The organism is Nocardia cerradoensis NBRC 101014 (assembly GCF_000308535.1).
In the GTDB taxonomy this organism is placed as follows: Bacteria; Actinomycetota; Actinomycetes; order Mycobacteriales; family Mycobacteriaceae; genus Nocardia; species Nocardia cerradoensis.
Window position 1 is genome coordinate 1 of record NZ_BAFW01000048.1, and the last position, 17,589, is coordinate 17,589.

16 protein-coding genes are annotated in these 17,589 nt (G+C 67.7%); 12 read left to right on the forward strand and 4 right to left on the reverse strand.

Annotated elements, in window-relative coordinates; translation table 11 throughout:
* Positions 1-138: 138 nt before the first annotated feature.
* The 3 genes from ON23_RS05840 to ON23_RS39130 are packed head-to-tail and all read left to right on the forward strand — an operon-like array spanning position 139 to position 1,928.
* Positions 139-882: a rhomboid-like protein gene (locus tag ON23_RS05840; RefSeq protein WP_039776823.1), complete on the forward strand. Its 744-nt coding sequence runs from the start codon at positions 139-141 to the stop codon at positions 880-882.
* 45 nt (positions 883-927) lie between these two features.
* A complete protein-coding gene (gene nucS, locus ON23_RS05845) occupies positions 928-1,617 on the forward strand; it encodes an endonuclease NucS (protein ID WP_039776824.1) in 690 nt (229 codons plus the stop codon).
* Positions 1,618-1,625: 8 nt separating this feature from the next.
* Entirely contained in the window at positions 1,626-1,928 is a 303-nt protein-coding gene (locus ON23_RS39130; protein WP_039776825.1) for an Rv1322 family protein, read from the forward strand.
* Positions 1,929-2,029: 101 nt separating this feature from the next.
* On the opposite strand, the gene ON23_RS05855 is transcribed toward ON23_RS39130, so the two are convergent.
* Positions 2,030-3,022: a coiled-coil domain-containing protein gene (locus ON23_RS05855; RefSeq protein ID WP_051024364.1), complete on the reverse strand. Its 993-nt coding sequence runs from the start codon at positions 3,020-3,022 to the stop codon at positions 2,030-2,032.
* An 86-nt stretch (positions 3,023-3,108) separates the two neighbouring features.
* Positions 3,109-3,579, reverse strand: a complete 471-nt coding sequence (gene mce, locus ON23_RS05860; protein ID WP_039776826.1) for a methylmalonyl-CoA epimerase — start codon at positions 3,577-3,579, stop codon at positions 3,109-3,111.
* A 176-nt stretch (positions 3,580-3,755) separates the two neighbouring features.
* Here mce and ON23_RS05865 point away from each other — a divergent pair, with 176 nt between their 5' ends.
* The 5 genes from ON23_RS05865 to ON23_RS05885 all read left to right on the forward strand — a co-directional run bounded on the left by ON23_RS05865 (position 3,756) and on the right by ON23_RS05885 (position 7,272).
* Positions 3,756-4,937 carry an acetyl-CoA C-acetyltransferase gene (locus tag ON23_RS05865; RefSeq protein WP_223273639.1) on the forward strand — a complete coding sequence of 394 codons (1,182 nt, stop codon included), beginning with the start codon at positions 3,756-3,758 and terminating at the stop codon, positions 4,935-4,937.
* A gap of 70 nt (positions 4,938-5,007) precedes the next feature.
* Positions 5,008-5,361, forward strand: coding sequence for a DUF3817 domain-containing protein (locus tag ON23_RS05870; RefSeq protein ID WP_036498619.1), 354 nt, complete (start codon positions 5,008-5,010; stop codon positions 5,359-5,361).
* A gap of 61 nt (positions 5,362-5,422) precedes the next feature.
* Positions 5,423-6,271 carry a tetratricopeptide repeat protein gene (locus tag ON23_RS05875; protein ID WP_039776828.1) on the forward strand — a complete coding sequence of 283 codons (849 nt, stop codon included), beginning with the start codon at positions 5,423-5,425 and terminating at the stop codon, positions 6,269-6,271.
* A 104-nt stretch (positions 6,272-6,375) separates the two neighbouring features.
* Complete coding sequence (locus ON23_RS05880) at positions 6,376-6,744, forward strand: SSI family serine proteinase inhibitor (RefSeq protein ID WP_157170174.1); 369 nt, start codon at positions 6,376-6,378, stop codon at positions 6,742-6,744.
* A gap of 6 nt (positions 6,745-6,750) precedes the next feature.
* Positions 6,751-7,272 carry a hypothetical protein gene (locus ON23_RS05885; protein WP_039776829.1) on the forward strand — a complete coding sequence of 174 codons (522 nt, stop codon included), beginning with the start codon at positions 6,751-6,753 and terminating at the stop codon, positions 7,270-7,272.
* On the opposite strand, the gene glgB is transcribed toward ON23_RS05885, so the two are convergent.
* Together glgB and ON23_RS05895 are read right to left on the reverse strand one after the other, a co-directional pair.
* A complete protein-coding gene (gene glgB, locus ON23_RS05890) occupies positions 7,236-9,422 on the reverse strand; it encodes a 1,4-alpha-glucan branching protein GlgB (protein WP_051042085.1) in 2,187 nt (728 codons plus the stop codon). The two genes, ON23_RS05885 and glgB, sit on opposite strands and share 37 nt — an antisense overlap.
* Positions 9,423-9,456: 34 nt before the next feature.
* Positions 9,457-11,460, reverse strand: coding sequence for an alpha-1,4-glucan--maltose-1-phosphate maltosyltransferase (locus ON23_RS05895; protein ID WP_039776830.1), 2,004 nt, complete (start codon positions 11,458-11,460; stop codon positions 9,457-9,459).
* A 186-nt stretch (positions 11,461-11,646) separates the two neighbouring features.
* On the opposite strand from ON23_RS05895, the gene ON23_RS05900 reads away from it, so the two are divergent.
* From ON23_RS05900 to ON23_RS05915, 4 genes are all read left to right on the forward strand, one after another.
* Complete coding sequence (locus ON23_RS05900; protein WP_039776831.1) at positions 11,647-12,408, forward strand: dienelactone hydrolase family protein; 762 nt, start codon at positions 11,647-11,649, stop codon at positions 12,406-12,408.
* An 81-nt stretch (positions 12,409-12,489) separates the two neighbouring features.
* Positions 12,490-15,150: an alpha-glucan family phosphorylase gene (gene glgP, locus ON23_RS05905; RefSeq protein ID WP_039776832.1), complete on the forward strand. Its 2,661-nt coding sequence runs from the start codon at positions 12,490-12,492 to the stop codon at positions 15,148-15,150.
* Positions 15,151-15,287: 137 nt separating this feature from the next.
* Entirely contained in the window at positions 15,288-16,652 is a 1,365-nt protein-coding gene (locus ON23_RS05910; protein ID WP_039776833.1) for an NCS2 family permease, read from the forward strand.
* A gap of 219 nt (positions 16,653-16,871) precedes the next feature.
* Positions 16,872-17,423 (forward strand): DoxX family protein, encoded by a 552-nt coding sequence (locus ON23_RS05915; protein WP_086006840.1) that lies wholly within the window; start codon positions 16,872-16,874, stop codon positions 17,421-17,423.
* The last annotated feature ends 166 nt before the right edge of the window (positions 17,424-17,589 follow it).

Sequence of the window (17,589 nt, forward strand, 5' to 3'; positions counted from 1 at the left end):
GGAATCGATTCGGGTGGGTATTCTCGGTTCACAGGACTTTCCTAAGTAAGCCTGACACCATTCGCGAGATCGATCGGGATCATGGAAGGTGTCGACCCGGTACACGCGGTACCGGTCTGGTAGCGGAAGGTGATCCGAATGGTTCTACTCCAGGAGCCGGCCACACAGTCAGCACTGGAGTCCGGCCCCGTGCAGGCCGGCCGTTCCCTCACGCTGCGGGATCGATTCAAGCTGCCGATGACCTACAGCTACGGCGCCCTGCTCATCGCGGTGACCGTTCTGGTGTCCGTGCTCAGCGATACGCAGCAGACCCGCGTCATCCAGCATGCGAGCACCAATCTGCACAACCTGCTGGCCGGCCGATTCGGCACCCTCTTCTCGAGCGCGTTCGTGATCGGCGACGGCACCGCGGGCGCTGTGCTCATCCCACTGCTGGTCTGTCTGCTCATTCTGGCGGAATGGCGCTTCGGGGCGCTGTCACTGCTGCGCATCTTCATCGCCGGGCATATCGGTGCCACACTCGTCGTCGCCGGCGGCCTGTGGGTGGCGGTGAGCGTGAAATGGCTGCCGACGAGTATTTCCCTCGCCGAGGACGTCGGGGTCAGCTACGGCGCGATGGCGGTCATCGGATCGCTGATCGTGGTCCTGCCGGCCAAGTGGCGGCCCACGTGGGCGATCTCGCTGGGCGCCGTCGCCGTCGCGGGCGTCATCATGGGCCATACCTTCACCAATGTCGGGCATCTGATCGCCCTGACGATCGGCCTGCTGACCGGGTGGTTGCTGCTGCGCAGCGGTCATGTCCACGCACACCGGCTCAACCGGTTCGAGATGGGTCTGCTCGTCGTCGCGGCCGCACTCGGGTACATCCTGCTCGTCGGCTGATCGCCCCGCGCGCAAGCGGTCTCGGCGAGGGCCTAAACTCGACCGGTGCGCCTTGTGATTGCTCGTTGCCAGGTCGATTACGTGGGTCGGCTCACCGCACATCTCCCGATGGCCCGCCGGCTGCTGATGATGAAAGCGGACGGTTCGGTGCTGGTGCATTCCGACGGCGGTTCCTACAAACCGCTGAACTGGATGAGCCCGCCCTGCTGGTTGGAGGAGCGTGAGACCGATGTCGAGACGATGCCCGACGGCTCTCAGCTGTGGGTGGTGACCAACAAAGCCGGTGAGGAGCTGCGGATCACCGTCGAGGACATCGAACACGACTCCGCGCACGAGCTGGGCGTGGATCCCGGGCTCGTGAAAGACGGCGTGGAAGCGCATCTGCAGGAGCTGCTCGCCGAGCACATCGGCACGCTGGGTGACGGCTATACGCTGATCCGGCGCGAATACATGACGGCCATCGGCCCCGTGGACATTCTGTGCCGTGACGCCGACGGCGCCACCGTGGCGGTGGAGATCAAACGCCGGGGCGAGATCGACGGCGTGGAGCAGCTCACCCGGTATCTGGAACTGCTCAACCGGGATCCGCTGCTGGCGCCGGTCACCGGCGTCTTCGCCGCACAACAGATCAAACCGCAGGCGCGGACCCTGGCCACCGATCGTGGGATCCGCTGCGTCACACTCGATTACGATGCCCTGCGTGGCACCGACAGCACCGAATTCCGGTTGTTCTGAGGGCGCTCGTGCCACGCCGGAAACCTCGTCCGAAATCATCGCGCCTCCACCGGGATCCGCGACCGATCGGTGACGTCTTCGGGCGCACCGAGGACGGGCCGGGTGGCGCGGAAACCTTTGTGGTGCGCACGATTCCGGGTTCGCGTGCGGTGAAGACCTATCGGTGCCCGGGCTGTGATCACGAGATCCCGCCCGGCACAGCGCATATCGTGGCCTGGCCGGCCGAGGGCGGCGAAAATGACCGCCGGCATTGGCATTCCGGCTGCTGGCGCGGGCGGCACACCCGCACGATCACGCGGCGCTGGTCGTAGCCCGGCCCGGGGGCGAGTAGAGAGAAGGCCGCCCCCGCGGTGCGGGAGCGGCCTCGAAACGGGTGGTGAATGTTGTCGCCCTGAGGGGGTGGCGCGTGTTGTCAGCTCGAGACTTCGGCGCTTTCGCGCTCTTCGTCGACGGACTCTTCGTCTTCCGCCTTGACCTCGGGGATGGCCTTCTGCCGGCCGGCTCCGGACTGCTTACCGGACAGCGAACGCTGCTCCGGTGCGCCGTCGAGCAGTTCGCTCTCGCGGTTGACCGCGGCCAGCATGGCCGGGACCGAATCGAGCTGGCCGCGAATACCCAACAGCTGGGCCAGAACTCGGCCGCGCAGGACGCGCATTTCCTCTGCGAGTTCCTTGGCGTGCGCGATCTTGCGATCGGCGGACTGGGTGGCGGAGGTGACCAGGCGGTTGGCCTCGTCGGTGGCCTCCTTGATGCGCTGGGCGGCGTCGGAGCGGCTGGATGCCTCCAGCTCCTCCATGGCCTTGGTCAGCTTGGTCCGCTTCTCGGCCATCGTGGCCTCGAAGTCCTGCTGGGCGGCCTTGCGCTTGGCCTCGGCCTCCTTGGTGATGCGGGTGGCATCGGCCTGGGCGGCCTCGACGATCTTGGCCGATTCGGCGCGCGCGTTCGACAGCGTCTGCTCGAATTCGACCTCGAGCGCCTCGCGCTTCTCCTTGGTCTCGGCCAGCAGGGATTCGTACTTGCCACGCATCTCGGTGGCCTGCTGCTCCGCGATGGAGATCATCTCGGCGGCCTCGGCCTGCGCCTGCGCGCGGACCTCGGACGCCTCGTCGGACGCCAAGCGCAGCATCCGGGAGATTCGGTCGCTCATGCCTTCCGCGGTGGTGGGCGGAACCGACAGGCGATCGACTTCCTTGCGAAGCTCATCGATCTCGTCGCGGGCGTCCTCCAGCTGGGCGGCCAGGTTACGGGCCTGAGCGGCGGCGGCATCGCGATCTGTTGCGGTGACCCTCAGCTCGGCATCGAAACGGTCGAAGTAATTGCGTACTTCGTCACGGTCGTAGCCTTTACGTACTACCGTGAAAGGCAACGCGACGAAGCGATTGCGATCGGGCTCAGTGGACGACATGCCCCACAAACTACAGCCTGTCGACCCACCATGGTGAGTCGACTGCGAATGTCGTTATGAACTGTTTCCGTGGCCGGATTGCGGTACTAGTGAGTAGGATTCGCGGCCGGTTCGACCAGTTCGACGAGCACACCGCCAGCATCCTTGGGGTGGATGAAATTGATCCGCGAGTTCGCGGTACCGGCGCGGGGGGCGTCGTACAGCAAACGGACGCCACGGCCTCGCAGGAAAGTAGCTACCGCGTCGATATCGGTCACGCGGTAGGCCAGTTGCTGCAATCCGGGGCCGTTGCGGTCGATGAACTTGGCGATGGTCGACTCCTCGTTCAGCGGCGCCAGCAACTGCAGAGCAGTGGCGTCGTCACCGGAACCGGGCAGTGACAGCATCGCCTCGTGCACGCCCTGGGCCTCGTTGACCTCGCGGTGGGTTTCGACCATGCCGAGATTGTCCGAATACCACGCCACGGCGGTATCGAGATCGGGCACGGCGATGCCGACGTGGTCGACGGCGATGACGTAATCGGCGGGAATGAAAGCGGACGTATCGGTAGTGCTCACTCTACGAAGGTAGCGCGCACCTACCTGGAGCTGCCGGGACGGGAAGGGTTACCGTTGAGTACGAGCGCGGCCGTCGTCGAGTACGAGGACGGCCCGCCACCGAGTGCGTGAGCGGCTCGCCGAGTATGTGAGCGGCTCGCCCGCTGTGTCCCTGAATGCGAGAAGCGAGGTTCATCGTGGCCACCACCTCTGTCATCGTCTCCGGCGCCCGTACCCCGGTCGGCCGGCTGCTCGGTGGGTTGTCCGGGTTCTCCGGGTCGGATCTGGGTGGTTTCGCCATCAAGGCGGCGCTCGAGCGTGGCGGCGTCGCGCCCGAGCAGGTCGATTACGTGATCATGGGTCAGGTGCTGACCGCGGGTGCGGGCCAGATTCCGGCGCGTCAGGCCGCGGTCGCGGGCGGTATTCCGATGGATGTGCCGGCGTTGACGCTGAACAAGGTGTGTTTGTCGGGTATCAACGCGATCGCGTTGGCGGATCAGCTGATTCGCGCCGGGGAGTACGAGATCGTGGTGGCCGGTGGTCAGGAGTCGATGAGCCGGGCCCCGCACATGCTGGAGAAGTCGCGTGAGGGCTTCAAGTACGGCGATGTGACCCTGCGTGACCACATGGCTTATGACGGGTTGCACGACATCTTCACCGATCAGGCGATGGGCGCGTTGACCGAGTCGCGCAATGCCGGTGACGGGATCGGCCGCGCCGAGCAGGACGCCTTCGCCGCCGCCTCGCATCAGAAGGCGGCCGCGGCGTGGAAGAACGGGGTTTTCACCGATGAGGTGGTGCCGGTGTCGGTGCCGCAGCGCAAGGGTGATCCGATCGTGGTGAGCGAGGACGAGGGCGTGCGCGCGGATACGACGGTGGAGTCGCTGGGCAAGCTGCGCCCCGCGTTCGCCAAGGACGGCACGATCACCGCGGGTTCGGCGTCGCAGATCTCCGATGGCGCGGCCGCGGTGGTGGTGATGAGCAAGGCGAAGGCTCAGGAGCTGGGGTTGAGCTGGATCGCGGAGATCGGTGCCGCGGGTGTGGTGGCCGGTCCGGATTCGACGTTGCAGGACCAGCCGGCGAACGCGATCGCGAAAGCGTGCGCGAAGGAAGGCATCTCGCCGGCGGATCTGGATCTGGTGGAGATCAACGAGGCGTTCGCGGCGGTCGGGATCGCCTCGACCCGCAAGCTGGGTATCGATCCGGAGAAGGTGAACGTCAACGGTGGTGCGATCGCGATCGGGCACCCGCTGGGCATGTCGGGCGCGCGGATCGTGCTGCACCTGGCGCTGGAGTTGCAGCGGCGCGGTGGCGGTGTGGGTGCGGCCGCGCTGTGTGGTGGCGGCGGCCAGGGCGACGCCCTCATCGTCCGCGTCTGACCTCGGTTCGCGCTGTGGCATGACCCACACCTACTACGACGCTGCGTAGTCGTTGGGCACAATGGTGGCCATGGGCGAATTCTTCGACGTGAGCACCGTGGCCAAGCGGGTGCGTCTGTTCGGACTGCTGGAAGCGCCGTCGTGGGCGCTGTTGCTGCTCGGTTCGGTGCTCAAGCGGCTGCCCGAACCCATCACCTGGCCGGTGATGGTGTTCGGCATGCTGCACGGCATCATCTTCCTGCTGTACGCGGTGAGCCTGCTGCTGGCCTGGCGCGAATACGAATGGCCCGGCAAGACGATCCTGCTGGGTCTGGTGTCGACGGTGGTGCCGTTCACCTCGGTGTGGTTCGAGCGCTGGGCGATTCGGACCGGACAATTGGGAGAGCTGAGCCCGGCCGCGACCCCGGCACCCGCCGCGTCGTGACAAACTGGATGTCGTGACTCGACCTGCTGCACGTCGTCCCTCGCCCGCCGCTGCCGCTGCCATGGCCGGCGCGGTGGATCTGTCCGCTCTGAAACAGCCGGCCGCCACGGACGTTCCGGGCGATCATGCCGTCACCGAGGCCGATTTCGAGACCAAGGTGCTGCGGCGATCGCTCGAGGTGCCGGTTGTCGTCGTCCTGTATTCGCAGCGCAGCCCGGGAAGTGTCGAACTGGTCAAGCTCTTCGAGCGATTGGTCGGCAGCGCCGGGGGCAGCTGGGAGCTGGCCACCATCGAGGCCGAGCCGAATATGCGGATCGCGCAGGCCTTCGGGGTACAGGGCATTCCGACCGTGATCGCGGTGGCCGCCGGGCAGCCGCTGGCCGATTTCCAGGGCTCGCAGCCCGAGGAACAGGTCAAGCAGTGGCTGGCCGCGGTCGTCGACGCGGTGCGGGGCAAACTCCCCGGCGCCGGTGACGATCAGGGCGAGGCGCCCGCGCCGGAGGATCCGCGGTTCGTGGCCGCCGAAGAGGCGCTGGATCGCGGTGACATCGCCGGGGCCGAGGCCGCCTACGAGGCGATCCTGGCCGCCGAACCAGCCAACGAGGAGGCCAAGGCGGCGCTACGGCAGGTGCGGTTCTTCGGCCGCGCCCGCGAGCTGCCGGCCGACGCGATCGCGGTGGCCGACGCCGATCCGGGCAATATCGACGCCGCCTTCACCGCCGCCGATGCCGAGCTGTTCAACCAGCAGCCCGAGGCCGCCTTCGATCGGCTGATCGGGTTGATCAAGCGGACCGCGGGCGACGACCGCAACCGTGTGCGCACCCGGCTGGTCGAACTGTTCGAGCTGTTCGACACCGCCGACCCGGTGGTGGTCGCGGCCCGGCGCAAGCTGGCGACGGCACTGTACTGAGCCACGCCCGGTCGTCGCGATTGATCGACCGATCGGCCGCGACGACCGATAATCGGCGCAGGCGCCGGCGGAATCCGCCGTCGGCGTGGGGACGGGAGGCCGATGTGAAGGTGACGACGCGTGGTCTGATCGGCGCCGCATGCGCCGCGGCGGTGCTGATGCCGGCGAGCAGCGCCACGGCCCACGATGCGGCCACCCAACTGATCTTCACCCGCACCGAACCGGACCGTTCGCCTCGCACCGTCACGTTGACCTGCGATCCGATCGGCGGCTCACATCGCGGCGCCGCCGCGGCCTGCGCGTATCTGGCCGATGCCGAACTGACGCTCCCCGATTCGGATTCCGGAGCGCGCTGCTTCCGGTACTACCCGGTGGAGTTGCATGCGCACGGTACGGTTCGCGGCACTCCGGTGTCGATCGAGCACACCTACGGGTGCGTGGTCCCGGACCTGCCGGCGCCCTGGAAGTTCTGAGCCCGGATGATCGTGCGAACCGAGCATCCGATCGTCACCGCGGTCCTCGACCGGCATCGCGACGATCTGGGCGACGACCTGACGACATACCGCAACCACGTGCTGCGATGCCTCAACTACCATCGGGCGCTGCTCGATACCCCGCTGCCCGAGGCGGCTGTGCTCGCGTGGGCCGTGCACGACCTCGGCATCTGGACCGCCGGGACCTTCGACTATCTGGCTCCCTCCGCCGCACTGGCCGAGGAGTACGCGGCAGAGTTCGCAATCTCCGACCACCAGGCGGTCCGGCGGATGGTGCTCGACCATCACCGGGTACGCGCGGTGGACGATCCGGTCGCCGAGAGCTTCCGGATCGCGGACCGTATCGACGTCAGCGGCGGCCTCCTGCGCGGCGGCCTGCCCCGGGCCGAGGTGCGTGCCGTCGTCGCCGCGTTGCCGTATCACGGTTTTCATCGCTTTCTGGCCGAGAGCGCAGCGCGATGGGCGCTGCGTCATCCGTTGCGGCCGTTGCCGATGCTGCGGTGGTGATCGGGCGTCAGCCAGAGGGCACTGTTGGGAGCGATGGTGACCTGCGCCGAGTACGGCCGGCCGTGCGAGGGGCAGGCGGAGGCCGATACCGCGCCGAGATTGCCGGTGCCGCTGCCGCCGTAGGGGGTGGCGTCGGTGTTGAGGATTTCGCGCCAGATGCCGGGAGCCGGCAGCCCGATGCGGTAGTCGCGGTGTTCGAGACCGGAGAAGTTGAAGACGCAGGCCACGACCGAGCCGTCGGTGCCGTAGCGCAGGAAGGCGAGCACGTTGTGCACGCGGTCGTCGGCCTCGATCCAGGCGTAACCGCCGGGCGCGGTGTCCTGCGTCCACAGCGCGGGGTGGGCGCGGTAGACGACGTTGAGATCGGCGACGAGGGCGCGGATACCGTCGTGCAGCGGGTTGGCGAGTTCGTCCCAGTCCAGCCCGCGGTCGTGTGACCATTCACGGAACTGGCCGAACTCCTGACCCATGAACAGCAGTTGTTTGCCCGGGTGTGCCCACATGTAGGCCAGGACCGCGCGGACGCCGCAGGCTTTGGTGTAGTCGTCGCCGGGCATGCGGGTCCACAGCGTGCCCTTGCCGTGCACCACCTCGTCGTGGCTGATCGGCAGCAGATAGTTCTCACTCCACGCGTAGACCGCCGAGAACGTGATCTCGTTGTGGTGCCAGCTGCGATGCACCTGATCGCGCCCGAGGTAGCCGAGCGTGTCGTGCATCCAGCCCATATTCCATTTCAGGGTGAAGCCCAGCCCGCCGACCTCCGTGGACCGGGTGACCCCCGGCCAGGTGGTGGATTCCTCGGCGATGGTCACCACGCCGGGATGATCGGTGTGGACGGCGGCGTTCAGTTCGCGCAGGAAGTCGACGGCCTCCAGATTCTCCCGTCCGCCGTGCACATTCGGCTCCCAGCCGCCGGGCGGACGCGAATAGTCCAGATACAGCATCGAGGCGACGGCGTCGACGCGCAGCCCGTCGATGTGGAACTCCTCGAGCCAGAACCGCGCGTTCGCGACCAGGAAGTTGCGCACCTCGTTGCGGCCGTAGTCGAAAATGTAGGTGCCCCATTCCAATTGCTCGCCGCGACGGGGATCGGGATGTTCGTAGAGGGCGGTGCCGTCGAAGCGGGCCAGGGCCCATTCGTCGCGCGGGAAGTGGCCGGGCACCCAGTCGAGGACGACGCCGATGCCGTGGGCGTGCAGGTGGTCGACGAACGCGCGGAAATCGTCGGGGGAGCCGAAGCGGGCGGTCGGCGCGTAGTAGGAGGTGACCTGGTACCCCCAGGAGCCGCCGAAGGGGTGTTCCGCGACGGGCAGCAGTTCCACGTGGGTGAAACCTTGGGCCCGAACGTATTCCGCGAGCTGTTCGGCGGCGCTGCGATAGTCGAGCCCGGGCCGCCACGAGCCGAGATGAACCTCGTAGATGCTCATCGGCTCGCGAGTGGGGTCGCGCCGGGCGCGGGCGGCGCACCAGTCCTGATCCGACCATCGGTAGGCGGTGTCGGTGACGACCGATGCCGTCGCGGGCGGGGTTTCGGCGGCGAAGGCCAGGGGGTCGGCGTGGTCGACGGTCCGCCCGTCGGCGCCGTGGACGCGATATTTGTATCGCGTGCCCGCCGCGACGCCGGGGACGAACACTTCCCACACCCCGGACGAGCCGAGCCGGCGCATCGGCGTACTCGTTCCACTCCAGCTGTCGAAATCGCCGAAGACGGTGACGCCGCGCGCATTCGGCGCCCATACCGCGAACGACGTCCCGGTGACCTCGCCGTCGAGCGTGGTGTAGCGGCGCGGATGGGCGCCGAGTACCTCCCAGAGCCGTCGATGCCGCCCCTCGCCGAGCAGGTGCAGATCGAGCTCGCCGACGGTCGGCAGGAAGCGGTATCCGTCGGCGGTGAGCACGGTCCGGCTGCCCGGATACGCCACGACCAGGCGGTAGTCCCACAGATCCGGGAACCCGACCACACCCTCGAAGACGCCGTGGCCGATGTGGTGCAGCGGATGATCGACACCGCCGATGCGGGCAGACACCGAATCGGCGTGGGGCCGAAGGGTTCTGATCACCGTTCCATCGGGATGCGGATGCGCGCCGAGGACCGTGTGCGGGTCGGTGTGGGTACCGGCGGCCAGCAGCATCAGATCGCGCCGATTCATCGGCGCGGCCGCCCGGCGGTGATCGGGCGTGTGATCACCGGAATGTCCTGCGGTAGGCCAATTCGGTGCGCGCGGCCGCGGAAACGGCCGGGAGGGCGAGGATGTGGGCGGGGGCGCGTACGGGATCCAGCCGCACGTAATTGGTCTGCGCCCAGTGGTATTCCTCGCCGCTGATCTCGTCGTGGACCGTCGGGCGATCGTGCCATTCCCGCCCGATGGCCGGCATGTCGAGCGAGATCATTCCGTCCTCGGCGCCGAACGGATTGAGGTTGACCACGACCAGCACCGCGTCCCCGGAGCTCGGATCGACCTTCGAATACGCCAGCAGCGCCTCGTTGTCGACGTGGTGAAAGGTGATGCAGCGCACCTGTTGTAAGGCCGGATGCGTCCGGCGAATCTCGTTCAGCCGGGTGATGAACGGTTCCAGCGATTCACCGCGCGCCGCGGCCTCGGCGAATCGTCGCGGACGCAGCTGATATTTCTCCGAATCGAGATATTCCTCGCTGCCCGGCCGCACCGCCTGATGTTCGAAAAGTTCGAAACCGGAATACATTCCCCAGCTCGGCCCCAGCGTGGCCGCGAGTACGGCGCGCACGGCGAACATGCCCGGACCGCCGTGCTGCAGACTCTCGTGCAGGATGTCCGGAGTGTTGACGAACAGATTGGGCCGGGCCTCGTCGGCCTTGGCGGCCAGTTCGCGACCGAATTCGGCCAGTTCGTAGGCGCCGGTGCGCCAGGTGAAATACGTGTAGGACTGGGAAAATCCGCGCCGGGCCAGGCCGTAGAGGCGGGCCGGGCGGGTGAACGCCTCGGACAGGAAGATCACGTCGGGATCGGTCCGGCGCACCTGCGCGATCAGCCATTCCCAGAAGTCGGCCGGTTTGGTGTGCGGATTGTCGACCCGGAAGATGGTGACGCCCAGGGCGATCCAGTGCCGAACGACACCCAGGACGGCGGCATACAACCCGTCCGGATCGTTGTCGAAATCCAGCGGGTAGATGTCCTGATATTTCTTCGGCGGATTCTCCGCGAAGGCGATGGTGCCGTCGGGCAAGGTGGTGAACCACTCCGGATGGCTGCGCACCCACGGGTGATCGGGGGCGCACTGCAGCGCCAGATCCAGTGCTACCTCGAGACCGAGTTCGCCTGCGGCACGGACGAATTCGGCGAAGTCCTCCTCGGTCCCCAGAAGCGGGTGGACCGCGTCGTGGCCGCCCTCGGCCGAACCGATCGCCCACGGGGAGCCGAAATCGTCGGGTCCACACGTCAGAGAGTTGTTGGGGCCCTTGCGATTCACCGTGCCGATCGGGTGGATCGGCGGCAGGTAGACGACGTCGAAACCCATGGCCGCGATGCGTGGGAGTTCTTTCGTCGCGGTGGCGAAGGTGCCGTGCACCGGATTGCCGTCGGCGTCCCAGCCGCCGGTGGAGCGGGGGAAGAATTCGTACCACGCGCCGACCAGCGCGCGCCGCCGCTCGACCAGCACGGTGTGGGCCGGACCGCGGGTCACCAGGTCGCGCAGTGGCGTCTCGCGCAGGATCTCGGCGACCTCGGCGCTGAAGGCCGGCGCCACCCGCGCCGGCAGTTGCGCATCACTGCGCAGCGCGGCCGCGGCGGCGCGCAGTTTCTCCCACTGGCGTTTCGGGACCGCCTGTGCCGCCCGTTCGAACAGCCGGGCGCCGATCTCGAGATCGTTGGCCAGATCCGTCGCGCTCTGGCCGACGGCCAGTTTCGCCTCGACCGCGGCCCGCCAGCCGGTGATCGGATCGCCCCAGCCTTCCACGCGAAAGGTCCACAGCCCCGGCGTATTCGGGGTGAAAACCGCATTGAAGACGTCGGGTTCGAACTCGGGCGCCATCCGGATCCGCTGGGTGCGGCCGCCGCCCGGTCCGCGCACGGCCAGGGTGGCGGCCACCGCGTCGTGACCCTCGCGCCACACCACGGCCCGCACCGGGACCACTTCGCCGACGACGGCCTTGGCCGGATATCCGCCCGCGACGGCCGGGGCGGTGTCATCGATGGCGATGCGACCGGTCACGGCACCAACCGTACCGGTAGTTCGGGGGCGACCACGAACACGCGCGACGGGGGCCTGCGCGATTGCGGGCCGGAAGGGCCCGTGGCAGACTTTCCGGGGCGGTGGTTCCGTTTCTGGTGGACGCCGGTGCGGTGCGAATGGCCGGCCCGAACGAATTCGCCGAGAGCCGAGAGAAAGGAATCTCGCATGACAGCAGTGCAGGGGCAAACCGTGGAGATCACGACGCCCGACGGTGTCGCCGACGCGTACGTCACCTATCCCGCGGGGGGCGGGAGATATCCCGGTGTGCTGCTGTACATGGACGCGTTCGGACTGCGTCCGAGTCTGCGCGCGCTGGCCGACGATGTCGCCGCGGCCGGATACACCGTGCTGGTTCCCAACGTCTTCTACCGGCACGGCCGGGCGCCGCTGCTCGAGCTGCCGGATTTCATCGATACGCAGGAGCGTCCGGACCTGTTCGCGACGATCGTCCCGATGCTGCGCGAGCTCACCCCGGATCTCGTGGTCCGCGATGCCGGCGCCTACCTGGACTGGCTCACCGCGTTCGAGCACACGGCGGACGGACCGATCGCCACTGCCGGATACTGCATGGGCGGCCGGTTGGCGGTGTACACGGCCGGCGCGTTCGGTGACCGGATCGCGGCCGCGGCCGGATTCCACACCGGCGGATTGGTGGTCGACGGCCCCGACAGCCCGCATCTGGCCGTCGAGAAGGCCACGGCGGAGATGTATTTCGGCCATGCCGATCAGGACCGCTCGCTGACGCCGGAACAGATCGAGACGTTCGACAAGGCTCTCGCCGCGGCCGGAGTGCGCTACCGCACCGAGGTCTACCCCGGCGCACACCACGGTTACACCCAGGCCGACACCGCGCACTACGACCGCGAAGCCGACGAGCGGCACCGGCGCGAGCTGCTGGCCCTGCTCGATCGGACGCTGCGGGGATAAGGCCTGTCGCAGCAGGTCAGCGCACTGGCTCGGCCTCGGCGTGCGGAGGACGGGCCGGTGCTGCCGTGTAGGGTCTACCCGGTGAAGGCATTGCGTCGTTTCACCGTCCGTGCCCATCTGCCGCAGCGGCTGGCCGCCCTCGGTGAGCTGGCCGCCAATCTGCGGTGGTCATGGCACGGGCCTACTCAGGATGTGTTCGCGCAGCTGGATCCCGAGTTGTGGGTGCGGGTCGGGCGCGATCCGGTGCGGATGCTCGGTGAGGTGGACGCGGACCGGCTCGACGAGTGGGCCGCGGATCCCGGCTATCAGGCGGCCGTCGACGCCGCGGAGGCCGACCTGCGGGACTATCTGACCAGACCCCGCTGGTTCGGCGAACATATCGCCGCGGAACCGGAAAGCCCGGCGCCGCGCGGTATCGCCTACTTCTCCATGGAATTCGGTGTGACCGAGGTGCTGCCGAATTATTCGGGCGGGCTGGGGATTCTGGCCGGTGACCATCTGAAGGCGGCCTCGGATCTGGGATTGCCGCTGATCGGCGTCGGCCTGCTGTATCGGTCCGGCTATTTCCGGCAGTCGCTCACCGCCGACGGCTGGCAGGCCGAACGCTATCCCGACCTCGATCCGCAAGGCCTGCCGCTGCGGCTGCTGGCCGAGGAGGGCGCGCCGGTGCTCGTCCACGTGCCCATGCCCGAGGGCCGGGTACTGCGCGCCCGGGTGTGGATCGCGCAGGTGGGACGAATTCCGTTGCTGCTGCTCGATTCCGATATCGGCGACAACGATCCGGAACTGCGCGCGGTGACCGACCGACTCTACGGCGGTGACCAGGACCACCGCATCAAACAGGAGATTCTGGCCGGAATCGGCGGCGTGCGCGCGGTCCGCGCCTACACCCGGGCTCGCGGCCTGCCGGATCCGGACGTGTGGCATATGAACGAGGGCCACGCGGGATTCCTCGGGATCGAGCGGATCCGCGAATATATGGCGGGCGGAATGGATTTCGACTCCGCGCTCGCCGCGGTCCGGGCCGCGACCGTCTTCACCACGCATACTCCGGTGCCCGCGGGCATCGATCGGTTCGCCGCCGGGTTGGTCCGCCGTTACTTCGGCGGTGCCCACGGGGAACGGGAATCGCCACTGCTGCCGGGGATTTCGGTGGATCGGATCCTGGCGCTGGGACGTGAGGCCGATCCTTCGGTATTCAACATGGCCCACCTCGGTTTGCGCCTCGCGCAGCGTGCCAACGGAGTCTCGCGACTGCACGGCGAGGTGAGCCGTGACATGTTCGCGCCGCTGTGGCCCGGATTCGACGCGGCCGAGGTGCCGATCGGTTCGGTGACCAACGGTGTGCACGCCCCGACGTGGGCGGCTCGCGAATGGATCGGCATCGCGGCACGAGCGACGGGCCCGGAGGAGGCAGCGAGCGTAACCACGGCGGGACCCGGGAGTGCCGCCGTGGATACAGCGCGCGACCCGGTAGGTCCTGAGTTCGTCGCCGAGGGGCGCGGCTGGGAACAACTTCGGGCCGTGGATGTGCGCGAACTGTGGGAGACGCGGGCGACGCTGCGTGCGGTACTGGTCGCCGAGGTCCGTCGCCGGCTGCGGGAATCGTGGCTCGAACGCGGTGCGGCGCCGGCCGAATTAGGTTGGGTGGACGAGGTTTTCGATCCCGGTGTGCTGACCGTCGGCTTCGCCCGGCGGGTGCCCACCTACAAGCGGCTGACGCTGATGCTGCGCGATCCGGACCGGCTGCGCGCACTGTTGCTCGATCCGGAGCGACCGCTGCAACTGGTGGTCGCGGGTAAGAGCCATCCCGCCGACGACGGGGGCAAGGCGCTGATCCAGCAGGTGGTGCGGTTCGCCGACGATCCGGCGGTGCGGCACCGGATCGTGTTCCTGCCCGATTACGACATGTCGATGGCCCGCTACCTGTACTGGGGTTGCGATGTGTGGTTGAACAATCCGCTGCGTCCGCTGGAGGCCTGCGGGACGTCCGGGATGAAGGCCGCACTCAACGGCGGCCTCAATCTCTCCATTCGAGACGGCTGGTGGGACGAGATGTACGACGGCGACAACGGGTGGGCCATCCCGACCGCCGACGGCGTCCGCGACGAACATCGGCGCGACGATCTGGAGGCGGCCGCTCTGTACGAGATGTTGCAGCGCTCGGTGCTCCCGCGGTTCTACGAGCGCGACGAATCCGGTCTGCCGGTGCGCTGGATGGAAATGGTGCGCCACACGCTGCGCACCCTCGGGCCGAAGGTGCTCGCCTCGCGCATGGTCCGCGACTACACCACCGGCTACTACCTCCCGGCCGCCGGTTCCTATGCCGCGGTCGCCGCCGGCGATTTCGCCGGGGCGCGGGCGCTGGCCGAATACCGCCGCCGCCTGGAGTCGGTGTGGTCGCAGGTGAAAGTGCTTCAGGTCGACAGCTCCGGCCTGCCCGATATTCCGGTGATCGGTGCGGAACTGTCGCTGCGGGCCCGCATCGACCTGGCCGGTCTGTCCACCGGCGACGTGGTGGTGCAGGCGGTTCTGGGCCGGGTCGGTTCCGATGACGAGCTGACCGATACGGAGGTCGTCGACATGGACCACCTCTCCACGGACGCCGGCACCGAGCAGTACGCGGTCACCACGCCGGTGCCACATTCCGGTGCCGTCGGGTACACCGTCCGCGTGCTGCCCAGACACCCGCTGCTGTCGGGCCCGGCGGAACTCGGACTGGTCGCCGCGGCGCGACCGTAGACCATCTGGTCAGCGGGGATTTCGGGGAGCGTGATTTGCCGCATGTTCGCCGATCTGAATGGCATCGAACGGTCGCAGACCGTTACGGTGCCCTCGGCACAGTCCGATCGGTCCGGGGCGAGGGTGGAGAGCAGCAGATGAGCAGTGTCGACGTCCTGTCGCGGTCCAAGGGACGCCTCGATTCCTACTTCGGAATCGCTCGGCTCGGCTCGACCATGAGGCGCGAGCTCATGGCGGGAACCGTCACCTTCCTGGCGATGTCCTATGTGCTGGCGGTCAACCCGGCGGTTCTCGGCGACCACGGTCAGCTCGGATCGCGCGGCATTCCGACCCAGGCGGTATTCACCGCGACCGCGGTGGCCGCAGTGGTGGGCACGCTGGTGATGGGGGTGTGGGCGCGCTACCCGATCGCGCTCGCGCCGGGGATGGGGTTGAACGCCTTCTTCGCCTATTCGGTCGTGCTGGGGATGGGAATCGACTGGCAGGTGGCACTGTCGGGCACGCTGCTGTCGGGCATCATCTTCTTCATCCTCGCGGTGACCAAGATCCGCGAGAAGATCATCGACGCGATTCCGCTGCAACTGAAGCTGGCCGTCGGCGCGGGAATCGGCATGTTCGTCGCCTTCCTCGGTCTCAAGAACGCCGGGATCGTGGTCTCCGATCCGGCGACCTTCGTCCACCTGGGTGATTTCACCAAGGGGACCACGCTGCTCGCGCTGTTCGGACTGTTGGTGACGGTCGTCTTCCTGGTGCTCGGCTGGCACGGTGCCGTGCTGTACGGCATCGTCTCCACGACGGTCGTCGGCATCGTCAGCGGGCTGGTGCATCTGCCGCATCAGGTGGTGGCGCTGCCACACGGGCTGGATCAGACCTTCGGCCAGGCCATCGTGAATCTGCCGCACGCGTTCACCGGTCAGATGGCGATCGTCGTGCTGACCATGCTGTTCGTCGACTTCTTCGACGCCTCGGGCACGCTCATCGGCATCGCCAACCAAGCCGGGCTGCTCGGGCCCGACGGGAAACTGCCGCGCGCCGCGCAGGCGCTGGCCGCCGATTCGATCGGCACCGCCGCGGGCGCGATCATCGGCACCTCGACCACCACGGCCTATGTCGAATCCACCGCCGGCGTCAGCGCGGGCGGGCGAACCGGCCTCACCGCGGTCTCGACGGCCGGCTGGTTCCTGGCCGCGATGTTCTTCTTCCCGATCTTCGCGGTGGTCGCCGATGTGCCCGCGGTGACGGCGCCGGCGCTGATCGTGGTGGGTGTGCTGATGTCGCGGGCGCTCGGCGATATCGATTGGGGCAAGCTCGAATACGCGATCCCGGCGTTCATCACCGTGATCATGATGCCGCTGACCTATTCGATCGCCAACGGGATCGCGATGGGGCTGACCTTCTATCCGGTGGTCATGGTCGCGCGGCGGCGCGGGCGTGAGGTGCATCCGGTCATGTGGGTGCTGATGGCGGTATTCCTCGCGTACTTCTTCTTCCTCGCCGAGTAGGTTCCTCGCCGATCGGGCCGTCCGGCTGCGTTGCGCGAAGGCCTGCCCCGATGAGTTCGGCGCGCATTCCTCGTCTTACCGAACGTGGCATCACCGAACGAGGCTCCACCGAAGGAGCCTGACGGATCACGCTCGACGGAATAAGGCGTGAACCGGGTTCGGTTGGTCACCGTGTTATCAATCGGACCGCGGTCCGCTTTGCTTTCGTCAACTAACGAGATGAGGACTCCGACGATCATGACCGCCAATACCGAGCCCCGGACCGCCGCCCGCCCGCTGGAATTCCGGACCGCGGCCGATCCGGTCGCCGCCGATATCGGCCTGCTGCTGTTGCGGCTGGTCTTCGGCGGACTGCTTTTCGTGCACGGCACTCAGAAGCTCTTCGGCTGGTTCAACGGCCCCGGCCTGTCCGCGACGGCCGCCGGATTCCAGCACATGGATTACGACCCCGGAAAATTCTTCGCCACGCTCGCCGGGTTGTGCGAGGCGGTCGGCGGCGGGCTGCTGTTTCTCGGGCTGGTGACGCCCCTGGCCGCCGCGATCGTGCTCGGCACCATGATCAATGCGATGCATGTGACCTGGCCGCACGGGCTCGAGGGATATGAATCCGCGTTGTTGTTCGCGGCGGTGGCGGTGGCGCTGGGATTCACCGGCCCGGGCCGCTTCTCGGTCGATCACGGGCGGCCGTGGCAGCGGCACGGCATCGTGTGGGGAGTGGGCGCGGTCGTGATCGGCGTGGTGGCCGCGGTGATCACCCTGCTGGTGAAGTAGGTTCGCGCGCCGGGTGATATGAGTGTCCCCACGTCGCGTGCAGGGTTCGCGACGCGGGGACCTCGGATACTCCGATGTGGGAATTGGGGTGCACCGGAAGTACCCTCGCCAACTTACTTCCGAACAGAAGTAGTTTCCCAGCCGATGTGGCGCGTGTCATATAACA

Bases quoted from the DNA above. Each gene is read 5' to 3' on its own strand.
- ON23_RS05840 (WP_039776823.1), top strand. From the start codon at position 139: ATGGTTCTACTCCAGGAGCCGGCCACACAGTCAGCACTGGAGTCCGGC.
- ON23_RS05855 (WP_051024364.1), bottom strand. From the start codon at position 3,022: ATGTCGTCCACTGAGCCCGATCGCAATCGCTTCGTCGCGTTGCCTTTC.
- ON23_RS05870 (WP_036498619.1), top strand. From the start codon at position 5,008: ATGGGCGAATTCTTCGACGTGAGCACCGTGGCCAAGCGGGTGCGTCTG.
- ON23_RS05910 (WP_039776833.1), top strand. From the start codon at position 15,288: ATGAGCAGTGTCGACGTCCTGTCGCGGTCCAAGGGACGCCTCGATTCC.
- ON23_RS05915 (WP_086006840.1), top strand. From the start codon at position 16,872: ATGAGGACTCCGACGATCATGACCGCCAATACCGAGCCCCGGACCGCC.
- ON23_RS05875 (WP_039776828.1), top strand. From the start codon at position 5,423: ATGGCCGGCGCGGTGGATCTGTCCGCTCTGAAACAGCCGGCCGCCACG.
- ON23_RS05885 (WP_039776829.1), top strand. From the start codon at position 6,751: ATGATCGTGCGAACCGAGCATCCGATCGTCACCGCGGTCCTCGACCGG.
- ON23_RS05900 (WP_039776831.1), top strand. From the start codon at position 11,647: ATGACAGCAGTGCAGGGGCAAACCGTGGAGATCACGACGCCCGACGGT.
- glgB (WP_051042085.1), bottom strand. From the start codon at position 9,422: ATGAATCGGCGCGATCTGATGCTGCTGGCCGCCGGTACCCACACCGAC.